Here is a 21,942-nt window from a genome sequence, read left to right as displayed (position 1 = left end):
GTGCGATGGCTCTCGCTTTCTTCTATATTCTCGTCCTTGTCATGGTGCTCGGCGTGCCGATCGTGTTCGCGCTCATCTTCGCGCCCATGGTCGGCATCATGCTGCAGGACAAGCTGGTGTTCCTGTCGATGATGCCCCAGCGGATCTTCTCGGGCATCAACCAGTTCCCGTTGCTGGCCATTCCGATGTTCATCCTCGCCGGCGAGATCATGAACCATGGCGGCATCACCATACGGCTGGTCAACTTCGCCAATTCCATCGTCGGCCACCTGCGCGGCGGCCTTGCCCAGGTCAACGTGGTATCCTCGATGCTGTTTGCCGGGCTCTCGGGCTCGGCCGTTGCCGACACCTCGGCGCTGGGCTCGATCCTCATCCCGGCCATGGAGAAGGATGGTTACACGCGTCGTTTCAGTGCGGCCATAACGGCGGCATCCTCGGTCATCGGCCCGGTCATCCCGCCATCCATCATCATGGTCGTCTATGCCTATATCATGGGCGTCTCGGTGGCCGGCCTGTTTGCCGCCGGCTTCATTCCCGGGATCCTGATGGGCGGCGGACTGATGCTGATGACCGGACACCTGGCCAAAAAGCGCAATTACCCGAAGGCCGAACGCCGGGCCACGGCTGCCGAAGTCAGGACGGCCTTCACCAGCGCATTCCTGCCCCTGCTGACCCCGGTCATCATCCTGGGCGGCATTCTCTCCGGCGTGTTCACCCCGACCGAGGCTGCGGCTGCCGCCGTGGCCTATGCCCTGCTCCTCAGCCTGTTCGTCACCCGCACGCCGTCGGTCCGGCAGCTGCCGGACATGCTCTACCGTTCCGGCATCGCCTCGTCGTCGATCCTGCTCGTGATCGGTGCGGCCACGGTGTTCGGCTGGGTGACATCGCTCTCGGGCATGCCGACGGCGGTGAGCGGCCTGCTGCTCGGCATCAGCGACAATCCGTGGGTCGTCCTTCTGTGCGTCAACCTGCTGCTGCTGATTGTCGGCATGTTCTTCGATGCGGGGCCGGCGATCCTCATCCTGGGCCCGCTGATCGGACCGACCGTCATCGGACTGGGCGTCGATCCGCTGCATTTCGCCATCGTCATGTGCGTGAATCTCACCATCGGCCTTGCCACTCCGCCCATGGGACTGGTGCTGTTCGTTGCCTCGACGCTGACGCGCCTGTCGATCGTCGAGATCGCCAAGGACATGTGGCCGTTTCTCTTCGTCCACCTCGTCGTGATCCTCCTGATCACGTACATCCCGGCCCTGACGATGACGCTGCCGCGTCTTCTGGGTCTCGCAGGCTGATGACGGCAGTACAAAACCCGATCAACGGGGAGGCAAGATCATGTTGAAGATTCTCAAGACCGGCGTCGCGGCCCTTGCGGCCGTGACGGCGGCAGGGCTGGGCACTGCCGGACATGCTGCCGACTATGTCGTCAAGTACGGCCATCCGGGACCGGTCGGTCCGGACAGCGACGATCACGTGGCCGGTGAATTCCTCAAGTTCTTCCTCGAAAGCCGCTCCAATGGCCGCATCGAGGTCCAGATCTTCCCCGGCTCGCAGCTGGGCTCGTTCCGCGAGATGGTCGAGCAGGTGAATGCCGGGACGCTTGAGGTCGCCCATACGGCCCTGGGCGGGCTCGTCGGCTTCATGCCCGAGTTGCAGGTCATCGAACTGCCCTACATGATCCGCGACGACGACGTGGCGGAATGCATGATCCGCGGCCCGTTCTTCGAGGATGTCCGTGAAACCTTCCTGCTGAAGTCCGGCAACGTCAATCTGATCGGCATCGGCAACACCGGCCGGTTCCGCAATTTCTTCACAGCGGACAAGCTGGTGAAATCGGCAGCCGATCTCGAAGGCATCAAGATGCGGGTGATCAATTCGCAGTTGCCGGTCGAGATGATGACCTATTTCAAGGCCAACCCGACGCCGATTGCCTGGGGAGAACTCTACACATCGCTCGCGACGGGCGTGGTCGAGGGGACCAAGAACGCGGTTACCGATATCGTGCCCAACAAGATGAATGAGGTCCTCAAATACGCCACCATCGACGAGCATGCCTATCTCTTCGGTTTCATGGCGGTAAGTCAGGATTTCCTCGACGGCCTGCCCGATGACCTGCGCGAACTGGTCGTGTCGGGAGTGCGCCAGATGGCCGATGTCCAGCTCGAATTCAACAAGGGCGCCGACGCCCGCCAGAGTGCGGCATTCGTTGCCGGCGGCGGTGAGATCTATGTCCCCACCGAGGAGGAGATGGAGACATTCCGCGCGGTCCGCGAGCCGATGAAGGAATGGTATGAAAAGCAGTTTGGCGCAGACTGGTATGACAAGTACGCCAAGGCCGCCAGCGACTGCGAAACCTCGGTCGACGAGGAACTGGCAAGGCTCGGCAGCCGCTGAGGCACATCGTGCCGACCGGCGAAAACGCCGGTCGGCACAGGGTGGGATATATCCCGCTATCGGGAGTCGGTGGAGGGTCAGGCCGCCATAGGCTCCCTGTCCTTGGACATGAAGGACTTGAACGCCGGCCAGATGTCTTCGCGCGACTCGATCAGCACGCTCTGGAAGTTGGGCTGCCCCAGCTTCTCGAACTGGTCGAGCATCGAACTCTCGTAGAAGTGATGCCCCATCGGCTTGATCTCGCCATAGCCGAAAAGGTTGCAGATCTGGCAGAGTTCGGTGGCGGCGCGCAGCGTCGCCTCATTGTCGCTGGAAAAATTGTCACCGTCCGAACAGTGGAAAGCGTAGATATTCCAATGTGCGGGATGGTATCGAGTTTGAATAATTTCCAGAGCCTTGTTGTATCCGGACGAAATCATCGTCCCCCCGGACTCGCCCTTGTGGAAAAACTCGTCTTCGGTCACTTCCTTTGCCTGCGAATGATGCCCAATAAAGACAATCTCTGTCTTTTGATATTTGGTGCATACAAACTGGTACAACAAAAAGAAAAATGACCGCGCGAGGTATTTCTTCATCCGGTCCATGGAACCCGATGTATCCATGATGCACACGACCACCGCATTGCTCTCCTCGCGGGTGTCGAGCCGCAGGCGCCGATAAGTCAGGTCTTCCTTGTGAAAGGGGAAACGGCCGTCGGAATGCTCGCGCAAGGCGGCGTCACTGCTTGCTGCAGCCGTGGCGCGGCCGCCCGCGATCTGCCGCTTCAGCCTCTGCTTTGCCGTGCGCTTGCGGTCGAGATGCGCACGCACCCCCTGCTTGCGGTAGCCCAGCCTTTTGGCCACCCTCTCGCTGAGCGCCTCCTTGAGGATCTTGCGCTCCATGTCGGGAAGTTCGAGGTCCTCGAACATGATGTCGACCAGTTCTTCGAGGCTGATCTCGGTCTCGTAGACATCCTCGCCGGGCTGATCGCCGGCCTCGCCCGGCTTCTTGCCGTTCTTGCCGCTCTGACCGACAATCTGCCCCTGCTCGGTTTCGCCATTGCCGGTGCCGACACCGCCCTGATTGTCGCCGAAGGTGAAGCGATACTCCTTCACCCCCTTGATCGGCACCTTGATAAGCCGGTCGCGGTCGCGGCCGATGATCGCCTCCTCGGAAATGATGTCGGCGATGTTGTCGCGTATCGAGCGGCGCAACTTGTCGCGGTGCCGCTTGCGGTCGCCCGCACTGCGGTCGGACCGCAGTGCGTCGCCTTCGCTATAGGGCCGGAATACGGTCATGATCCGTCCTGTCCTTCCCTCTCAGTCCTTCCACAGATGATTGGCGGCATATTTGAGGATCGTGTCGATCGAACTCTCGTCATAGCCCTGGCTGATCAGGTTCTCGACCATGCTGTCATACTTCTCGCGCTGCTCGCTGTCGCGTGTCCGGGCCTTGGTGATGATCCGGCTGATATCGCGCACCGATGACATGAGCTTCTTTTCGATGGCCTCCTTGAGAGGTTCGTAGGCCGAGTAGTCGATCTTCTCGCCGCGCCTGCTGGCAGACCAGAGATAGGCGATCACTTCCTGGCGGAAGCCGTCGGCGGCCGGACCGATGATCGCGATCTGCTCCTCGATCGACTTCAGGAAAGCCTCGTCGGGCTGGATCTCGTCGCGGGTGACAGGATCCTTGACCTTCGACCGGGTGACATGCGCCTCGGCGTGATCGAGATAATTCTGGAACAGGGTATCGGCCTGGTCCTTGAACGAATAGACGAACGCCTTGGTGATGTCCTTTTCCAGATAGTCCAGATAAGCCTTGTGCAAGGTATCCTGGAGGAATTCGAGATAAAGCTTCTTGGTGTCGTCGGCCATGTCGACCTCCTTCACCATGCTGATCAGCGATTCGCGCACATTGATCGGATGGATGATCCCGTCGTTCTGGGCGAGTGCCGTATCAAGGGCCTTCATGATGAAGCGGGTGGAGATGCCGAACAACCCCTCGCGCTTGGTATCCTCGCGCAGCTCGTGAGCCGTGAGCTTCTTCGGCCGTCCCTTTTCCAGCACCTCTTCGCCATTGTAGATCTTCAACTTCGTGACAAGGTCGCACTTGGCGTTCGGTTCCAGCCGGGAGAGGATCGCGAACATCGCGGCGATTTCGAGCGTGTGCGGAGCCATGCGCACCTTGAATTTCGACCGGTCGAGGAACTTGCGATAGATCTTGCTCTCTTCGGAGAGGCGAAGGTTGTAGGGGACCTTGACGACGACGATCCGGTCGAGGATCGCCTCGTTGGTGTGGTCGGCCTTGAACTTCTGCCATTCCGCCTCGTTCGAATGCGCGATGATGCAGGTGTCGACGTGAATGGTCCCATGCCGCCCGGGTGCCGGAACGAAGCGTTCCTGGGTGGCGGTGATCATGGTGTGCAGGTATTCGGTCTCGTTCTTGAAGACCTCGATGAACTCGACCATGCCGCGATTGCCGACGTTGAACGCGCCATTCAGTTCCAGCACCCTCGGATCGCCCTCGCTGTAACGATCGAGTTTGGAGATATCCTCCGAACCGATGAGGACCGAGGTGTCCTGGTTGTTGGGGTCGACCGGCGGGACCACTCCGACGCCACGCCTTGCCCGCTTGGACAACGTGACCGTGCGCACCGGCATGGTCTCGTACTTGCCATCATATTCATTCATCAACCGATGGCGGCAGATCGGACACAGGTCACCGTCGATCTTGACATCGAGCATCTCCTCGAACGCCTGACGCAGATGGCGCGGGATCAGATGCAGCGGCTGCTCGAAGATCGGGCACCCGTCGATGACATGGATGGGCGGCAGCTGCTCCAGTCCCCGCTTCAGCCGCTCGACCAGCGAGCTCTTGCCCGACCCGACCGGACCCATGAGATAGAGCACCTGCCGGGCTTCCTCTCCGCCCATGGCCGCCGCATGGAAATAGCGCACGATCTTGTCGAGCGTCTTCTCCATGCCGAAGAATTCCTCCTTGAAGAAGTTGTAGACCTTGACCGGACGGTCGCCGAAGACCCGCTTGATCCGCCCGTCGGCCTCGCTGTCGAGCACCAGTTCGCCTGGCTCGGTGAGCATGTCGTAGAGGCGCTTGTGGGCGAGGTCGGCGAGCCCCGGGTCCTCCTTCACCAGTTCCAGATAGTCGAGGAATGTTCCTTTCCAGCGATCTTTCGCTCGCTCGGTACGATCCTTTTCGATCAATTCGGCAAAATCGATGGTCGGTGATGACATTGTGCGCGGATCCCAGCTGGTTGCATCGAGACCGGCGTTCCCCGAAGACAGCAGACATTTGTTTTTGGACGCCCATAGCGATCGGGAACAAAGTCCTTTCAGACTCTTCGGCAATCGCGGTGATCCGGCCCTCGGGCCAGGAAGCTTCCTCATGTGACCGGACGGCTGCGGGCCTGATCAATATACAGCCTGCAGCTGGATAATGATCACAACCATCCGTTGAATAGCAAAAACAAAGATGATATTTGAAGTTTAGATACTTGAGACTTCAGGTCAACAGAGAAAACTCACGTATGGCGCGATTTCTCCGCAGTTGAATAATGTTTTCACTTTTCGCGAATGTTTGGATAAGTCGAGTAGAAATTCGCGGATTTTTTTCTAAAATGCCACGCGTTCACTTGAGACATGCCGTTCTGGTCATGCCGCATCACGGGGAGATATTCGGTCTTGCACGTCAACTCATTGAAAAAAAGGATCAAAGCCGGGGACAAATTGTATGGGGCATGGCTGGCGTTCCCGGATGCGGGCGTCGCCGAACTCATGGCCCATGCCGGATACGATTTCCTTGTCCTCGACAACGAACATGGAGCCGCCAGCCTGGAGACGGCCGTCGACGTGATGCGCGCATGCGACGCAACCGGCTGCCCCCTGGTGATCAGGGTTCCCTGGAATGACCATGTCTATATCAAGCGGATTCTCGACGCCGGTGCGACCTCGCTGATGATTCCGATGCTGGAGAACGCCGACGAGGCCCGCGCGGCCATCGACGCATGCCGTTACCCTCCGCAGGGGAAGCGCGGCTATGCCGCGAAGGCGCAACGCTGCACCCGCTGGGGCATGTGGCCGGACTATCTCGACCGCTGGAGCGACGAATTGCTGGTCATCGGCCAGATCGAGAGCGCAACGGCGGCACGCAATGCGAAATCGATCGCCGAGATCGATGGCATCGACATCGTGCTCATCGGCATCAACGACATGGGCGGTTCCATTGGTCATCTTGAGGAAGGACTGGCTCACGCCGAGGTGGCGAAGGTCGTGCACGAGGCCGAGGCCGGCATTCGTGCCGGCGGCAAGCCCATGGCCACTGTCCCCTCGGCGATGCGCAATACCGCGGAGTTGTTCGAGGCCGGCTACCAGATGGTCGCCGGAGCGGTCGACAGCATGCTGCTGGCCGGTGCTGCACGTGCGGACATTGAAGCGGTCCGCAAGGTGAAGGGCTGAAGCGTCACGCTATCCGGCACCGGCCGCATCCCGTTGGTGCGGCCGGTGTACCATGGTTGAAGTGGGCATGTCGCTGCGAGGCACTCCCGTCCCGGTCAGTCCCCGCGCCGGAGCGACCACATCTGTGAAATTCTCAGATCGCCAATGAACTCATGGACCATGGCCATTCCCGCATGGCCGATCACATAGGCCCAGACAAGATTGCCGAAGAAGCTGTGTACTTCCATCAGCTCATGGATCGCGCCGCCCGTCCCCATCCCGCTCCATTCCGCCAGGACATAGAGCGTGCCGCTGGCGGCCATGAACGTCATGAGCAGGAGGCCAAGCCCCTGAATGGCCGGGATGAAGGCATCCCCGGGATCATATCGCGGTAGCCGCATGGAGCGGAGACTGGACAGGAACCGGCCCAGATCCCTGAACATGGCGCTGCGCCGCTCCGCTGAAAACCAGGGGACCAGCCTGCCGGGTTCGGTTCCCCTGTGACGCATGATGAGCACGACCCAGAATGCCAGGGCCAGTGCCATTGCCAGCAGACCGAAGATCTCATGCAGTTCGAAAATCGAATCGCCGGGCCGGTCACGCCTTGGCGATTGCATGAACTGGGCGGTGGCCAGTTGCAGGATGATGGCGATCGCGAGACCGGCATGGACCAGTCTGGTGGCCCGGCTGAAATGGACATCGACAGGCTGCTGCATCGAGGCAATCTCCCCTTTTTCCTCTGGAGAATGGGCTTGCCTGAACGATGTAGCGCTTATTCGTCGCCGTGCCAGCTTGTGGCCCAGACTGTCAGTCCGATTTCCAATTCATGTGTCATATGTCGAACGCCAATTTTTGGCTACATTCTCCACATGATTGCAGTCTTCCGGCATACAGCAACGCGAAGCTAGGACAATCACCTCGACCTCGATATTTCCCCAATGCGGAAGAGAAAACGCCGCACCCGGTTTTGGGACCGGATACGGCGCTTCCCGATGGGATGATCGAACGGTCAACGGGAGTGCGGGCGGTCCGTCCATCCGAACGGGCCACCGGAGAAAACTGTCAGGGCCGGTCGGGAATTACCCTTTCCTCGGCCTGGGCGACCTGTTCGGCTTCCATACCACGAATCGCCTTCTGCAACTTTTCGAAAGCTCGCACCTCGATCTGGCGAACCCGCTCGCGGCTGATGTTGTACACCGTGGAAAGGTCTTCCAGCGTGCTGGGCTGCTCCTTCAACCGCCTCTCGGTGAGGATATGCTTCTCGCGGTCGTTGAGAACCTCCATCGCCCGGTCGAGCATGTCGCGGCGGTGGCTAAACTCGTCCTCTTCGGCGATCACCGTTTCCTGACTGGCGCTGTCATCGACCAGCCAGTCCTGCCATTCGGAGTCGCCCTCGGTGCGCAGCGAGGCATTGAGCGAATGATCGGGCCCTTCGAGGCGCCGGTTCATGTCGATGACATCCTGCTCGGTGACGGCCAGCGTCTCGGCAATCTCCTTGACGGTCTCGGGATGCAGATCCCCTTCCTCGATCGCCTGCATCTGGCCCTTGAGCCGCCGCAGATTGAAGAACAACTTCTTCTGCGCAGCCGTGGTACCGAGCTTGACCAGCGACCAGCTGTGAAGGATGTACTCCTGTATGGCGGCACGAATCCACCACATGGCATAGGTCGCCAGACGGAACCCGCGGTCAGGATCGAAGCGCTTCACCGCCTGCATCAACCCGACATTGCCTTCGGAGATGATCTCGTTCATCGGCAGGCCATAGCCCCGATAGCCCATGGCGATCTTCGCCACCAGCCGCAGGTGGCTGGTTACCAGCCTGTGCGCCGAGTCGACGTCGTCGTCTTCCCTCCAGCGCTTGGCAAGCATGTACTCCTCGTCCGGCTCCAGCATCGGGAACCGGCGGATCTCGTCGAGATAACGAGAAAGCCCCGTTCCTTCGGTGGGGACTGTCGGAAGATAGGCCATCGAGCAACGGCTCCCTGGGTTCCATGACAATCAATCGCCCTTCCCGAGCCCACCGGCACCGACAAAACGACGGTACGGCGCAACAGGACAGGGTCTCAGCAACTGGGATGACTATGCCAGCTTTTCTACTTTTATGCGAGAGCCAGAATTCAAAATGACAAAGTTTTCATAATGCTCTCATGTCATCGAAATATTGAGCAGGTCCGAGAAAAACCCCGGCGGTTGGCAATCAAACCGCAAATGTTCACCAGTGATGGGATGATCGAAACCCAGCGTAGTCGCGTGCAGCGCGATACGATCCAGGGTTGAAATGGCCTGCTGCAGGGATTGTGGCAGCGATCGTGCCCGGCGCGGGCGGTAGACGGTATCTCCCAGGATCGAGTGGCCGAGGCTCGACAAATGCACGCGGATCTGGTGGGTGCGTCCTGTATGCAACACCAGTTGCACTCGCGACACATGAGGCGCCGCGGCCTCCAGCAGGCGGTAATCCGTGATCGCGTGCTTGCCCTTCGATGTCACGGCCATCCGCTTGCGATCCACGGCATGGCGCCCCACGGGCTTCTCGATCCGCCCGCTCGACGGGCTTGGGACGCCGAAGACGACGGCCTCATACGCACGGTCGACCGAATGGACGCTCAGCTGTCCGGCAAGTCCCATGTGCGTGCGATCATCCTTCGCAACCATCAGCAGGCCGCTGACATCCTTGTCGAGACGATGGACGATGCCCGGCCGTTGCACCCCGCCGATCCCCGACAGGCCACCGGCGCAATGGGCCAGCAAGGCATGCACCAAGGTACCGCTGGCATGGCCGGGAGCCGGATGGACAACGATACCGGCCGGCTTGTTCAGCACGAGCAGATGTTCATCCTCGTAGCGGATATCCAGCGCCCGGGGCTCGGCGACGAGGGCCATGGGCACCGGTCGGGGAAGATCGATCTCAAGCCGCTCGGCACATTTGACCCGTCGGCCGGGCTCGGTTACCACCGCACCGTCGATACGGGCATGACCGCTCCTGATCAGCTCCTGGATGCGCGAACGCGAATGGTCGTCGAGCTGTCCGGTCAGGAACCGGTCGATCCGCTCGCCGGCTGCGCCGGGCTCGATCTCGAATGACAATGGATTGGGTGAATTCTGCATGGCTGGAGACCGTCTCGTTTCCTTTGAGCGCTACGTCAAGATATTCAATCTGGTCGCCGGCATCCTGCTGGTCGGCGGTACCGCCTTCCTGATCGGCACGGTCGTCGTGCGTGCCATGGGGAGCGGAGACGCGCAAAGGACCGACGATGCGACGCTCGCCATACCGGCTGGCGCAACGCTGGTGGATACGGCACTCGGCGACGACCGACTGCTGCTGACCTTCGACGACGGCAGCGGTGGGAAATTCCTGCTCCTCGTGGACGCCAGGTCCGACACGATCATCAGGCGCATCGACCTCGTGCCGGAATCCTGACCGTTGCGGGACACGCTCGAAGTCGTCATCGACCGCATGGGCTTTCTCGGCGACGGTATCGCCCGCCATGACAATGGCAAGGATATCCGCGAGCTGGTCGTACCGACGGCTCTCCCCGGCGAGCGCTGGATCGTGGCCGTCGAGGGTCGCGACCGCAAGCGCCTCAGGGGTCGTCCGGTCCGGCTTGTCGAACGCTCGCCCGGCCGCATCGATGCGCCATGCCCGCATTTCGAGCGCTGCGGCGGCTGCGCCCTGCAGCATATCCCGGTATCGCAAGCGCTCGGTCTGAAGGTCGCGATGATCGAAGGGGCACTCAGCAACCGGGGCCTGGCGCATCCCCCCTTCGATCCACCGGCGGTGAGCCCCGAAGCGTCGCGACGGCGGATCCGCCTTGCCGTCGACCGCAACGGGCGGGTCGGGTTCCGCGAGAGATGGAGCCGCAGCCTGGTCGCCATCGGCCATTGCATTGTCGCCGAACCGGCGCTCGACATGCTGTTGCCCGCGCTGAACGAGTTGGCACCGCGGCTCGGCTGGCTCGCCAAAGGCGGCGAGATCCAGCTCACACGAACGGACAACGGCGTGGACATGCACGGGCAGTCGCCCCTGCGACCTTCAGTGGCCGATGTCGAGAGGCTTGCCGATACCCTGGCACCGCACGGGCTTCTGCGAATCAGCTGGGCGGATGGCACAGCGGATATTGTCGAGACCCTTTGGCAGGTCGGCGAGCCTGTCATCCGCATCGGCGAATATGACCTGCCCCTGCCGCCGGCCGCATTTCTCCAGGCCACCGGGGACGGACTTCGCAGCCTGCAGGACTTCGCCGTCGAGGTGCTCGCGGGAGCGACATCGCTGGCCGATCTGTTCTGCGGACTGGGCAGCCTGTCGCTGCCGCTGCTCGATCGCCTCGACCGCCTGACGGCCGTCGACGACAACCGTTCCGCGATCCGTGCCCTGCAGGTGACGGTTCCGGCCGTCGATGCGCGGGTGCAGGATCTGCAGACCCGGCCATTGTCCGCCCGCGACCTGCGCCGGCTCGACGCCGCGATCATCGATCCGCCCCGTGCCGGTGCCATGGTGCAATGCGAGACCATTGCCCGATCCACACTGCAAAGACTGGTCTATGTGTCCTGTCACCCGGCCAGTTTCGCCCGGGACGCCGCCATCCTTGTCAGGCACGGTTTCAGGATCGAGCGCCTCCGGCCGATCGACCAGTTCACCCATGCCCCGGCGATCGAACTTGCCGCCTATCTCGTGCGATGATGATTTCGGGGCTTGATTCCCGCCTCGCAGCCCACTAGATACGAGCTCGTCACAGTGACCGTGTCCCCATCGTCTAGCGGTCCAGGACGCCGGCCTCTCACGCCGGAAACAGGGGTTCGATTCCCCTTGGGGACGCCATTTCCATTCCACTCTCCGCAAACGTCGCCAGGAGCCTGAAAGGCAAGGTCGCTTTCGGGATTCGAAATCTCGATTCCACTACAGGCGACCCGCTCGAAAAAGGGGTTCGGCCCTGTACCATTGCCACCTTCTGGAACATGAAGACCATGACATGATGCGTCAGTTCGTCGTCACCCGGAACGACATGGGAGCAGGCACGCCCGAAGGCGCGGACCTGACCTCGGTTGGACCTTTCGTCCCCCAGCCGTAACAATCCACGGGTGAAGCGAGCCGGATATCGAACCCGCAGCGGTCGCGACCGTTTGTTGGCTCGCCTCGCTGGACCTACCGGATGCCCAGCAGCTTCTTCGTTGCCGCTGTGACATCTTTCTGACGCATGAGACTTTCCCCGACGAGGAAGCAACTGGCGCCGACCTTCTGCATCCGCTTGAGGTCGACGTTCGAGTAAAGCCCGCTTTCGGCGACCATCAAATGTGTTGCGGGGATATGCGGCGCGAGTTGCTCGGTGGTGGCGAGATCGATGGAAAGGGTCTTCAGGTTGCGGTTGTTGACGCCGATCAGGTCATTGTCGAGCGCGAGCGCGCGATCGAGTTCGGCACGGTCGTGAACCTCGACGAGCACATCCATTCCGTAATGCCCGGCGGCCCCATTGAGCTCGGCTGCAAGCCCGTCATCGAGACAGGCCATGATGAGGAGGATGCAATCCGCACCGATCGCCCGCGCCTCGGCGACCTGATACGGGTCGATCATGAAGTCCTTGCGCAGAACCGGCAGCCCCGAGGCTTCGCGGGCCGCTCCCAGATAGAGATCGTGCCCCTGGAAGAAAGGCTCGTCGGTGAGCACGGAAAGACAGGTCGCACCACCATCGCGATAGGCGCGCGCAAGGAACGGCGGGTCGAAATCGCTGCGGATCAGCCCCTTGCTCGGCGACGCCTTCTTGATCTCGGCAATGAGGGCCGGCCGGCCCGACCCCGCACACTGACGCAGCGCATGCTTGAAACCGCGCGGACGCTCGACATCGCGGATCCGCGCCTCAAGCGACGACAGGGCCGTTTCGGTCTTCCGCTCCGCGACATGCTCGCGCTTTCTTGCACAGATCCGCTCCAGCACGTCGCTCATGGGCCCGCAACCCCGTTGGTGATGGCGACCAGTTTTTCCAGAGCCGCACCGGCCTTGCCACTGTCGATGGCACCGGCAGCGAGGAAGGCACCGTCCTTCAGCGAATCCGCACGGTCGCTCATGACAAGCGCGGCAGCGGCGGCGAGCAGGACAATGTCGCGGAACGGCCCCTTCTCTCCATCCAGCAGACGCAGGATGGCTTGGGCATTCTCCTCCGGCGTTCCGCCCTTGAGCCGGTCCAGCGTGGTCCGCTGGACACCGATTTCCTCGGGCTCGATGGTGAACCGTCGAATACCACTGCCAGTCCATTCGGCAACCTCCGTGGGACCGGTGGTACTCAACTCGTCGAGACCACTGTGACCGTGAACGATCCACGCGCGCCGGCTGCCGAGCTTGCCCAGCGTGGCAGCCACAGGTTCCAGCCATTCCGGCGAGAACACGCCGGTAAGCTGGCGGTCGACACGGGCCGGATTGGAAAGCGGCCCCAGGAGATTGAAGATGGTCCGCGTGCCGAGCTCGACGCGCGGGCCGGCCACGTGTCGCATGGCACCATGGTGGCGCGGCGCCATCATGAAGCCGATCCCCGCCTCGGCAATCGCCCTCTCGATCAGTTCCATCGGCGCATCGATATTCACGCCCAGACTTGTAAGGGCGTCAGCCGCCCCCGAACGGGAAGACAGGTTACGGTTACCATGCTTGGCAACCGTGAGGCCACATCCGGCAACCACGATGGCGGATGCCGTGGAGATATTGAGCGTGCCACTGCCATCGCCGCCCGTGCCGACAATGTCGATGGCGTCGGCAGGTGCGCGGATCGCCGTCATCCGTTCACGCAGGATCGACGCACCGGCCGTTATCTCTTCCACCGTCTCGCCACGCACGCGCAGCGCCATGAGCAGACCGGCCATCTGGGCGGGCGTGGCATCGCCTGACATCATGATCGAGAAGGCGTCGCGAGCCTCGTCGAAATCGAGACTGGAACCCCCGGCCGCCTTGTCGATCAGCGACTTGAAGCGTTGCAGTTCGGCAGTCATGCAGCTCTCCGCTGGCGGCACTGTTCAAGGAAGTTGGCAAGCAGCCGATGCCCGTGTTCACTGGCGATGCTTTCGGGGTGGAACTGCACGCCATGGATCGGCAGATGCCGGTGGCGAATGCCCATGACCACCCCCTCTTCGGTTCGGGCGTTGACATGCAGGCAGTCCGGCATGGTCGCGGGCACGGCCACGAGCGAGTGATAACGGGTGGCCCTGAACGGTTCGGGCAAGCCGGCCATGAGGCCGCTGCCATCGTGATGGATGACGCTGAGCTTGCCGTGCATCACCTTCGGTGCACGGTCGATGACCGCACCGAAATGCTGGGCGATGGACTGATGGCCAAGACAGACGCCCAGAATCGGACAGCGCCGTTCGGCGGCCGCGATGAGTGCTAGCGAAATGCCCGCACGGTCGGGGTCGCACGGCCCCGGCGAGATCACGATGCCGCTCGGATCGAGCGCCATGGCCTCGTCGACACTGATCGCGTCATTGCGATGCACGACCGCCGTCGCCCCCAGTTCTCCGAGGTAGTGGAACAGGTTGTACGTAAAACTGTCGTAATTATCGATCAGCAGCAGCATGGAACGGATCCCGCGTCAGGCCGCTCCAAGTCCCTCGCCCATCGTCTCGAAAGGCATCCGGTGCGGAGTGCGGCGTTTCCTGTTACGAATTTGCCCCGTCCTACAAACAAACGGACGTCCCGACGTCAAGTCTGCACCAAGGGGTGCTGTTTGACCATGGCATTGTCGTACACTCCGAACTATGTTGAAGCCGTTGGATTTGCGTACCTCAATGACCAGCTGCAGGAATTGGCCCTGATACGTTCCTATCGAAAGTTCGAGCGATGAACCGCCGACAGCGGCGCCATCTCAGGCGCACGATGATGCGGCTGGCTGCACTCGTGATCCTCGTCTCGGGCGTGGCCTGGGCATTGGGCGATCTGGTCGACAAGGGACAGCGCAACTGGCGGCTGGCGACCGTGCACGATCCGGTCGCACCGCCTTTGCCGCGCTTCGGTGCGATTGCCCCCGACGCCGTCTGGAAATTCGAGATCGCCCACGACAGGTTGCCGCAGGAATCCCTGCCCGCCCCGTCTCCGCAGGTTGCCATGGTCCTGCAGGATGATGGCAGCATCATCGAGCCGGCCGCCGGACCGGCTCTTTTCGACGGGGGAGCGTCACCTTTCGGATTTCCGGTGGCGATCAAGCCCGATATTCCGTCGGACATGCAGGGTTGGGAAGCTGCCGGCGGCACGATCTGGGAGGCGTCAGCGCGCAGCGAACCGGAGATCGCCTCCCCCGAGCCCGACATCACGGGCAAGAATGTCGTCGCCATACCCGTCCGGGTTCCTCCGGCAGCGCGGGTTCCGTCGCCCCACGCTCCCCTGTCGGGGCCGCTGGTTGCCATCGTCATCGACGATCTGGGGCACAATGCGAGCCTGGCCCGTCGGGTCATCGACCTGCCGCACCCCGTCACGCTGGCGTTCCTGCCCTATCCCGAAAACACCCCGGCGCTGGCACAGGAAGCGGAAAGGGCCGGGCACGAGGTCATCGTCCACCTGCCGATGGAGCCTATGGGTGACGCCAATCCGGGGCCGCACGCATTGCTGGTCGATCTTCCCGCACAGCAGATGCTCGACAGGGTGGACTGGGCGGTAGGGCGGGTCCCGGGCGCCGACGGCGTCAACAACCACATGGGCAGCCGTTTCACGTCGGATGCGACTGCCATGGGCGTAGTCCTCGAACACCTCAAGGACCGACAGCTGTTCTTCCTGGACAGTGTGACGACGGCACAGACCGTCAGTGAAAAGGTTGCCGACGGGCTGGCCCTGCCCAACACCGCGCGTGACGTGTTCATCGACCATGTACCGACCCGGCGCTCGATCGACGCCCAGCTCGCCCGTACCGAGAAGCTCGCCCGACAGGTCGGCACGGCGCTCGCCATCGGCCATCCCGGTCGCGCCACCCTGGACGCGCTCGAGAAATGGATGCCCGAGGCCGCAAGCCGCGGCATCGTGTTCGTTCCCGTGAACGACATGCTGGCGCATCGATATTGCGCCCGAACGAAACTGGCCTGCGATCCTCAGCAATATCTCGCGCAGGCCCTGGGCGAAATCAAGGCGACCGAGTAGCGCTCCGCAACAGGCGTCAGCGGATGATCTCCAGCCGAACGATGGCATGGGCGGTGCGCTCGACGCCCTGCGCCTCGAAGCTCTGGCGCACCCTGCCATCGAGTTGATGGGTGCCCAGAGCCGGAGGTCCCGAAACGAGATCACTCTCCTCCGGGGCAAGATCCCGGTCAGTGGCGAAACACGCAAGGCGGTCGACCCCCACCGGTTCACTGGCAACCAGCGGACCGTAGCCCCCCAGTTCGCCGGCCAGGTCCGCGGCATTGCCGGATCGAAGCATGGGCGCCGCACCGGACAACGGTACCAGACGCGTGGTTGTCCCGTCGCTGCCTTCATGGAAGCAGTAGACATAACCGTCGAAATTGCTTTGCAACGTGATGTCGATGGTCTCACCCAAGGTAAAGACCGGCTCGCTCCCTGGCTTCTGCGTACCGATGAAGAGTGCGGGCGGCACCTGTTCGGCAAGCTCGCCAATGCGGATGGCGGCATCACGTCGGCATCCTAGGTCCAGCAACTGGGCGAGATCGTGTATGCCATCACAGCGACCCCCGTCGCCACGGATGGCCCCCAGCCCGTGATTGTTCCGCGTTTGCCGGACAATCTGGCTGAGTGCATCGACCATCCGTCCATCCCCCTCTTCCCCGGCAGCCGCATCGACACCAGCCATGCCGCCCGGACCCACGATGGTCTGCATGCTGCCATCGATCGACAGCAGGGTGACCTGCGCACCCTCGGGCAGGTCGAGCTTCGCACCGGGTTCGACCACCATGCTGAGATCGATGTTCGGTGCCGTGGTCGCGATAACCACCATGTCAGCTTCCGCCCAACGGGGATATTGCCCGATGATGACCGTTGCCATCGCCAGCAGTCCGGCAACTCGCATGTTCATCTTTTCCCCCGATGCCATGTTTTCCCCCGCAGCATTGTACAACGCTTGGCACGGTCGCCGCGCGTCGGCACTATGAAGGCCATGTCCGGCCTTCCGCCCAGGTTACAGCGACACAGACGAGCGGTCATCACTGTGCTCTCCATGGGCCTTGCCGGCCTGATTGCACTGGCAGCAACGCAGTTGCCATTCATCACCACCATCGAGAACTTCCTCCGCGACCTGCGAATAGCCTATCTCACCCCGCCACTGCCGCAACACCCCGACATCGTGCTTGTCGAGCTCACGGAGGACACTCTGGATACCTTCGTCTGCCGATCGCCCCCCGACCGTGCCTTCATCGCGGGTCTCGTCGACCGGATGGGCACGGCGGGTGCGCGCATCCTGGGCATCGATATCATCCTGAACCGACCGACCGAGCCGGTCCTCGACAAGCAACTGAAGGATAGCCTTGAGCAGGCATCCATGCCTGTGATCATCGCCACAGCCACACCGAAGGTCGCCGATATCGGCGAAAACGACGAGGCGGTGCAGCGTGCCTTCGCCGCCCACTCGATCCAGGGCGATGCGGTGATGATCCGCGATCCGATCGACGGATATGTCCGTCGGCACATTCCTCACCCCGATGACGATAGCGGCCTGTTGACCTTTTCGGGTGCGCTAGCCCGCGCTGTCGGAAGGCAGCTGCCGGAAGGCGAAATCACCATTGCCTATCGTGTCGCCAAACCGGGAATGTCCGCATTTCGCAGTTATCCGGCACATCAGGTAACCTATCTTCCCGACGACTGGTTCAGGGACAAGATCGTCCTCATCGGCGGCAACCTGCCCGATATCGACCGTTACCTGACGCCACTTTCCCGCGCCGATAACGGGAACGCCACCGCCGGCATGGTCGTTCAGGCGCACATGCTGGCGCAACTGCTCGACCATCGCTCGCTGCCGGACTCGGGCCGCTGGGGAACGGTCATCGTCACCGGCCTCGCGGCGATGGCGGGTATCGGCATTGCCAGCCTGTCGATCCCGCTTGTCGCCAAGGCCGTATTGCTGCTCGGCACCATGGCCGGTTACTGGGTCATGGCCTTCTGGATCTTTGCCCTGGGCGGTCCCTTGCTGGCCATCGTGGTTCCCAGCTTCGCCATGGCCGCTGCCAACGCCCTTCACGAGGCCCTGGAAGGAGGTACTGCCCGGCGCGAGCGGCGATTCATCCGCGACGCCTTCCAGCACTTCGTCGCCCCCGCCGTGGTCCGCCAGCTCATCGAGGACCCCGGCCGTCTCAAGCTTGGTGGCGAACGTCGCGAGATTTCCACCATCTTTACCGACATTGCCGGTTTCACCTCACTTACCGAGCGCCTCGAACCGGAACGGATGAATGCCCTGCTCAACGACTATCTCGACGCCATGCTGCAGGTGATCCTCGATCATGACGGCACCATCGACAAGGTCGTGGGCGACGCGCTGCACTGCTTCTTCGGCGCTCCGGGCGAGCAGAGCGATCATGCACAGCGGGCTTTCGACTGCGCGCTTGCCCTCGACCGGACCAGCGAGGAGCTGAGGCGACGGATCGAGGCGCGGGGCGGGGTCTGGGGAGTGACGCGGATCGGCGTGCACAGCGGCATGGTTCTGGTCGGCAATTTCGGCGGCCAGTTGCGCTTCAACTACACGGCCCACGGCGATGCGGTCAACACCGCCGCCCGACTCGAGGGAGCCAACAAATATCTCAGGACCCGAGTATGCATAAGCGGGACGACCATCGACGGCTGCAATCAGGCTCTCGTACGCCCGTCGGCCGACCTGCTCCCCGTGGGCAAGGCCATTCCCGTGGCGGTCTTCGAGCCTGTACAAGAGAACAACGCCGCCCTGCACGACTACATGCGCGCCTACGAATGCATGGAACGCGACAAGATGGACGAAGCCCGGTCGATCCTGGAGCGGCTTGCAGCCCAACATCCCGATGACGGCCTTGTCGCCATGCATCTGGAGCGGATCGGGAAAGGCGGACATGGCGTGCTGATCCGACTCGACAGCAAGTGACGATATCCGCCACATTCTGTTCATCCCGCCCGGTCAGGGATCGCCATGGGCAATCCGTTCCAGTTCCGCCAGTTGCCTGATGACGATCGTTCCCTGTCCCATGGCGATGAGGCCATCGGCGCGCCAGCTGCTGAGCTGCCGGTTGATGTTCTCGCGCGCCAGTCCGACATAGGCTCCAAGCTCGCGTTGCGAGAGGCGCAGTTCGATGTGGACGTCGCTGCCTTCCTTGCGTCCGTAATCGCGGGCAAGCCGAAGCAGCCCGCGGGCGATGCGTGGCTCCATGGCCAGCAGCACGCTGTCCTCGACCATCTCCGAAGCCCGCCGCACCTTGGCGCAGAGAACGCCCAGTATGCGCCAGGCGATGCCCGGATGGCTCTCGATGAACGCCATCATGTCCTTTTTCTTGAGAACGAACAGCTGGCATGCCTGAAGGCAGGTGGCATCGGCGCTGCGTTCCCGGCCGTCGAGCATCGCCACCTCGCCAAAGCAATGCCCGGGCTCGATGAAATTGAGCACGGCCTCCTTGCCGTCTACGGAGAGATTCGAAATCTTGACCCGGCCACTCAGCACGATCATCAGGCAGTCGCCGGGATCGCCGCGCTGAAAGATCACCTTGCCGGACGGCACCTCGACAATGCTGCCGAAAGCAATCAGCTGGTCCAGTTCCTCGTCGTAAAGCGAACCGAAAAGGTCACTGTCTGCAAGACCGTCGCGTATCTCTTCCTGCCTGTTTGCCAGCATTGTCGTCACTTCCCCCTGAGGCGAATCCGTGTCTTACCGGTGCACCTGAACGGGAAGAGTTTAGCCCAGTTTGCGACATTTTGCTGCAACCGATCACTTCTTGCCGGTTGCCGATACGGGATCTCGCAGTCGGGTCAGGCAGCCACGCGACGCCCCTCGACGATTTCATGCGCCATCCGATCGGCGACACGGTGAGTACCCGTGGCGGTCGCCGCCGCGCGCTCGAAGACCTGTTTCAGCCTTCGCGGGATGATCGACAGGTGGGTACGGGTACGTCCGGCATCGTAGGCTGGTGAAAGGACCTCCTGCGCGATGTTGATGAGCCCGCCGGCATTGGCAACGAAATCCGGGACATACAGAATGCCCCGTTGATGCAGGCGGTCGCCGTGCTCGGGCCGGTGCAACTGGTTGTTGGCCGATCCGGCCACAATCCGGCAACGCAGGCTGTCGACCGTCTCATCGTTGATGACCGCACCCAGCGCACACGGTGCGAGAATATCGCATTCGATGGACAAGATCCGGTCGACGCCGACCGGAGTCGCCCGCAAGGTTTCGACCGCACGAGCGACCCGGGCAGCATCGATGTCCGCGACAACAAGCTTCGCGCCGCGTCGGTACAGCCGTTCCGCGAGAGCCATGCCGACATTGCCGAGTCCCTGCACGGCGATGCGCAGTCCGCGCAGATCAGTCGCACCGAACTTGTGGAGAGCGGCAGCTTCCATGGCCATGGCCACACCGTCGGCGGTGAACGGTGACGGGTCGCCGCTGCTGCCGGCTTCCTCGCGGCCCATGACGAACCGGGTCTCGCGCGCGGCCATGGCCATGTCGGCAGGTGTCGTTCCCACGTCCTCACCGGTGTAGTAACGCCCCTTGAGGGTTTCCACCGCACGGCCGAAGGCGCGAAACAGGGCTGGCGACTTCATGCTTCCGGGATCGCCCCAGATAACGCTCTTGCCGCCGCCGAGCGGCAGGTCGGCCATGGCGGATTTCCACGTCATGCCCTGTGAAAGCCGTAACGCGTCGGCGATGGCTGCTTCCTCATCAACATAGTTCCACATTCGGCAACCACCAACGGCCGGCCCAAGTCTCGTGCTATGGATGGCGATGATGGCTCGCAATCCACTGGCCCGATCGTGGAAATGGCAGACTTCCTCATGATCCGCAAAGTCGATGGCGTCGAACAGGTTCATGACAACTACCCATGTCGAATATTCCAGATGGGCAAATATTAACGCAAATGGCGAGAAATTTTCTTTCCCTTTTCCCGCGTTGAAGGAGTCGCCAGGCAAATTCTTCCCATATCCGACAATCGATGGATAAAGATGTTCGCCAAATGCCGTTATTGCATCGCAATATTCTGCAATTTTTCCAAACCCGAATTTTCCCTCGGGTTGATACAATACCGCACAGACCACAATGGCGACGATCGGACGATCCCGCCCCTCCGTTCCTATTCCCGGACCTTCCTTACCCGGTCCGTCATCGTCACCTCGCCATCCTTCACGACCTTGCAATTGACGCCGCGCAGGCGCAGGGCCCTGCCTTCGCGGGAATTGACGAAGCGGCACGAGTCGATTCCGTAGCGTTCGATGAACTGGTCGCAGCCGAGATGGGGTTCAGCAGTGATTTCGATGACGGCGGAACCCATGGCGAGTTGCCGGCCGGCAGGCAGGTTGTCCATGGAGAGGTCGAGGTCGACGAAGAACTGGTCACCGGCCGGCGGCCAGTTTTCCTTCTCGCCGGCAATGGCGGCGATCATGCGGGCATTCATCAGGGTCACCTGCATGTCGGGCCAGACCTCGCCGGTTTCGGCGTCGCGACGAGCGGTGGCCAGCCAGCGATCACCGCTTGCGCCTTCCGCGGCCGTGAGACGGATGGAGGGCACGGGTCTGCGCCGCCCCTTGCCGGGTCGGATCTGCATCAGCTCGATGCTGCCGTCGTCGGCGGGTGCGGCCCGGATGTGATCCAGGGCCCGCGCCAGTTCATCCGCCCCACGGAACATCAGGCCTGCCCTTGCGGCACCAGCCCCTTCTCGGTCATGAGCTGCTGGATCTCGCCAGCCTCGAACATCTCCTTCATGATGTCGAAACCACCGATGAATTCGCCCTTGACATAGAGCTGGGGAATGGTCGGCCAGTTGGAAAAGCTCTTGATGCCCTCGCGCAGATCCTGGTCTTCGAGCACGTTGTAGGACTGGAACTTCACACCCAGGTGCGAGAGCACCTGCACGGCACCCGCGGAAAACCCACACATGGGGAATACGGGAGTGCCCTTCATGTAGAGGACCACATCATCCTGGTCGACCTGCTGCTGGATGCGATCATGGGTGGCGTCGCTCATCGAACGTTTCCTTGGGTTGATCC

At 62.0% G+C, this 21,942-nt stretch carries 21 protein-coding genes and 1 tRNA gene; 9 read left to right on the top strand and 13 right to left on the bottom strand.

Features of this window, described 5'->3' with window-relative positions; translation table 11 throughout:
- Positions 1–5 precede the first annotated feature (5 nt).
- Positions 6–1,295 carry a TRAP transporter large permease gene (locus H6851_14035; protein ID MCB9944724.1) on the top strand — a complete coding sequence of 430 codons (1,290 nt, stop codon included), beginning with the start codon at positions 6–8 and terminating at the stop codon, positions 1,293–1,295.
- A gap of 40 nt (positions 1,296–1,335) precedes the next feature.
- Positions 1,336–2,394 (top strand): TRAP transporter substrate-binding protein DctP, encoded by a 1,059-nt coding sequence (dctP, locus tag H6851_14030; protein ID MCB9944723.1) that lies wholly within the window; start codon positions 1,336–1,338, stop codon positions 2,392–2,394.
- Positions 2,395–2,471: 77 nt separating this feature from the next.
- Here the strand turns inward: dctP and H6851_14025 are convergent, their stop codons facing one another.
- Both H6851_14025 and H6851_14020 read right to left on the bottom strand, forming a co-directional pair.
- Positions 2,472–3,671 carry a DUF444 family protein gene (locus H6851_14025; GenBank protein MCB9944722.1) on the bottom strand — a complete coding sequence of 400 codons (1,200 nt, stop codon included), beginning with the start codon at positions 3,669–3,671 and terminating at the stop codon, positions 2,472–2,474.
- Positions 3,672–3,692: 21 nt separating this feature from the next.
- The gene (locus tag H6851_14020) at positions 3,693–5,624 is read right to left on the bottom strand and encodes a serine protein kinase (GenBank protein ID MCB9944721.1); all 1,932 of its coding nucleotides are present in this window, start codon (positions 5,622–5,624) and stop codon (positions 3,693–3,695) included.
- 492 nt (positions 5,625–6,116) lie between these two features.
- On the opposite strand from H6851_14020, the gene H6851_14015 reads away from it, so the two are divergent.
- Positions 6,117–6,845 carry a hypothetical protein gene (locus H6851_14015; protein ID MCB9944720.1) on the top strand — a complete coding sequence of 243 codons (729 nt, stop codon included), beginning with the start codon at positions 6,117–6,119 and terminating at the stop codon, positions 6,843–6,845.
- Between the two features lie 95 nt (positions 6,846–6,940).
- Here H6851_14015 and H6851_14010 read toward each other — a convergent pair whose 3' ends face one another.
- The 3 genes from H6851_14010 to H6851_14000 all read right to left on the bottom strand — a co-directional run bounded on the left by H6851_14010 (position 6,941) and on the right by H6851_14000 (position 9,929).
- Positions 6,941–7,540: a cytochrome b/b6 domain-containing protein gene (locus H6851_14010; GenBank protein MCB9944719.1), complete on the bottom strand. Its 600-nt coding sequence runs from the start codon at positions 7,538–7,540 to the stop codon at positions 6,941–6,943.
- 346 nt (positions 7,541–7,886) lie between these two features.
- The gene (rpoH, locus tag H6851_14005) at positions 7,887–8,792 is read right to left on the bottom strand and encodes an RNA polymerase sigma factor RpoH (GenBank protein ID MCB9944718.1); all 906 of its coding nucleotides are present in this window, start codon (positions 8,790–8,792) and stop codon (positions 7,887–7,889) included.
- Between the two features lie 177 nt (positions 8,793–8,969).
- A complete protein-coding gene (locus H6851_14000) occupies positions 8,970–9,929 on the bottom strand; it encodes an RluA family pseudouridine synthase (protein MCB9944717.1) in 960 nt (319 codons plus the stop codon).
- On the opposite strand from H6851_14000, the gene H6851_13995 reads away from it, so the two are divergent.
- The 4 genes from H6851_13995 to H6851_13980 all read left to right on the top strand — a co-directional run bounded on the left by H6851_13995 (position 9,928) and on the right by H6851_13980 (position 11,890).
- A complete protein-coding gene (locus H6851_13995) occupies positions 9,928–10,242 on the top strand; it encodes a hypothetical protein (GenBank protein MCB9944716.1) in 315 nt (104 codons plus the stop codon). The two genes, H6851_14000 and H6851_13995, sit on opposite strands and share 2 nt — an antisense overlap.
- Before the next feature lie 3 nt (positions 10,243–10,245).
- Positions 10,246–11,502, top strand: a complete 1,257-nt coding sequence (locus H6851_13990; protein MCB9944715.1) for a class I SAM-dependent RNA methyltransferase — start codon at positions 10,246–10,248, stop codon at positions 11,500–11,502.
- A gap of 62 nt (positions 11,503–11,564) precedes the next feature.
- Positions 11,565–11,640: transfer RNA gene (locus H6851_13985), tRNA-Glu, on the top strand.
- Between the two features lie 112 nt (positions 11,641–11,752).
- Positions 11,753–11,890, top strand: coding sequence for a multicopper oxidase domain-containing protein (locus H6851_13980; GenBank protein MCB9944714.1), 138 nt, complete (start codon positions 11,753–11,755; stop codon positions 11,888–11,890).
- 74 nt (positions 11,891–11,964) lie between these two features.
- Here H6851_13980 and trpC read toward each other — a convergent pair whose 3' ends face one another.
- Genes trpC through H6851_13965 form a run of 3 tightly spaced genes read right to left on the bottom strand, consistent with a single transcriptional unit; the run spans position 11,965 to position 14,374 of the window.
- Positions 11,965–12,759 carry an indole-3-glycerol phosphate synthase TrpC gene (gene trpC / locus H6851_13975; protein MCB9944713.1) on the bottom strand — a complete coding sequence of 265 codons (795 nt, stop codon included), beginning with the start codon at positions 12,757–12,759 and terminating at the stop codon, positions 11,965–11,967.
- Positions 12,756–13,793 (bottom strand): anthranilate phosphoribosyltransferase, encoded by a 1,038-nt coding sequence (gene trpD, locus H6851_13970; GenBank protein ID MCB9944712.1) that lies wholly within the window; start codon positions 13,791–13,793, stop codon positions 12,756–12,758. Before trpD ends, trpC begins: the two co-directional genes overlap by 4 nt.
- Positions 13,790–14,374 carry an aminodeoxychorismate/anthranilate synthase component II gene (locus tag H6851_13965; GenBank protein ID MCB9944711.1) on the bottom strand — a complete coding sequence of 195 codons (585 nt, stop codon included), beginning with the start codon at positions 14,372–14,374 and terminating at the stop codon, positions 13,790–13,792. The genes trpD and H6851_13965 overlap by 4 nt, the downstream gene beginning before the upstream one ends.
- Before the next feature lie 263 nt (positions 14,375–14,637).
- On the opposite strand from H6851_13965, the gene H6851_13960 reads away from it, so the two are divergent.
- A complete protein-coding gene (locus H6851_13960) occupies positions 14,638–15,924 on the top strand; it encodes a divergent polysaccharide deacetylase family protein (GenBank protein ID MCB9944710.1) in 1,287 nt (428 codons plus the stop codon).
- A 16-nt stretch (positions 15,925–15,940) separates the two neighbouring features.
- Here H6851_13960 and H6851_13955 read toward each other — a convergent pair whose 3' ends face one another.
- Entirely contained in the window at positions 15,941–16,804 is an 864-nt protein-coding gene (locus H6851_13955) for a DUF4384 domain-containing protein (GenBank protein MCB9944709.1), read from the bottom strand.
- 147 nt (positions 16,805–16,951) lie between these two features.
- Between H6851_13955 and H6851_13950 the strand changes: the two genes are divergently transcribed.
- Positions 16,952–18,838 carry an adenylate/guanylate cyclase domain-containing protein gene (locus tag H6851_13950; protein ID MCB9944708.1) on the top strand — a complete coding sequence of 629 codons (1,887 nt, stop codon included), beginning with the start codon at positions 16,952–16,954 and terminating at the stop codon, positions 18,836–18,838.
- A 33-nt stretch (positions 18,839–18,871) separates the two neighbouring features.
- On the opposite strand, the gene H6851_13945 is transcribed toward H6851_13950, so the two are convergent.
- The 4 genes from H6851_13945 to grxD form a co-directional block, all read right to left on the bottom strand.
- Entirely contained in the window at positions 18,872–19,579 is a 708-nt protein-coding gene (locus H6851_13945) for a Crp/Fnr family transcriptional regulator (protein MCB9944707.1), read from the bottom strand.
- A 134-nt stretch (positions 19,580–19,713) separates the two neighbouring features.
- Complete coding sequence (locus tag H6851_13940) at positions 19,714–20,769, bottom strand: Glu/Leu/Phe/Val dehydrogenase (protein MCB9944706.1); 1,056 nt, start codon at positions 20,767–20,769, stop codon at positions 19,714–19,716.
- 260 nt (positions 20,770–21,029) lie between these two features.
- Positions 21,030–21,581: an MOSC domain-containing protein gene (locus tag H6851_13935; GenBank protein ID MCB9944705.1), complete on the bottom strand. Its 552-nt coding sequence runs from the start codon at positions 21,579–21,581 to the stop codon at positions 21,030–21,032.
- Entirely contained in the window at positions 21,581–21,919 is a 339-nt protein-coding gene (gene grxD / locus H6851_13930) for a Grx4 family monothiol glutaredoxin (GenBank protein MCB9944704.1), read from the bottom strand. The genes H6851_13935 and grxD overlap by 1 nt, the downstream gene beginning before the upstream one ends.
- Positions 21,920–21,942 lie beyond the last annotated feature (23 nt).

The organism is Geminicoccaceae bacterium (assembly GCA_020638465.1).
GTDB lineage: Bacteria > Pseudomonadota > Alphaproteobacteria > Geminicoccales > Geminicoccaceae > JAGREO01.
The sequence above is the reverse complement of the archived record's forward strand: the minus strand, read 5'-3'. Positions and strand labels throughout refer to the sequence as shown.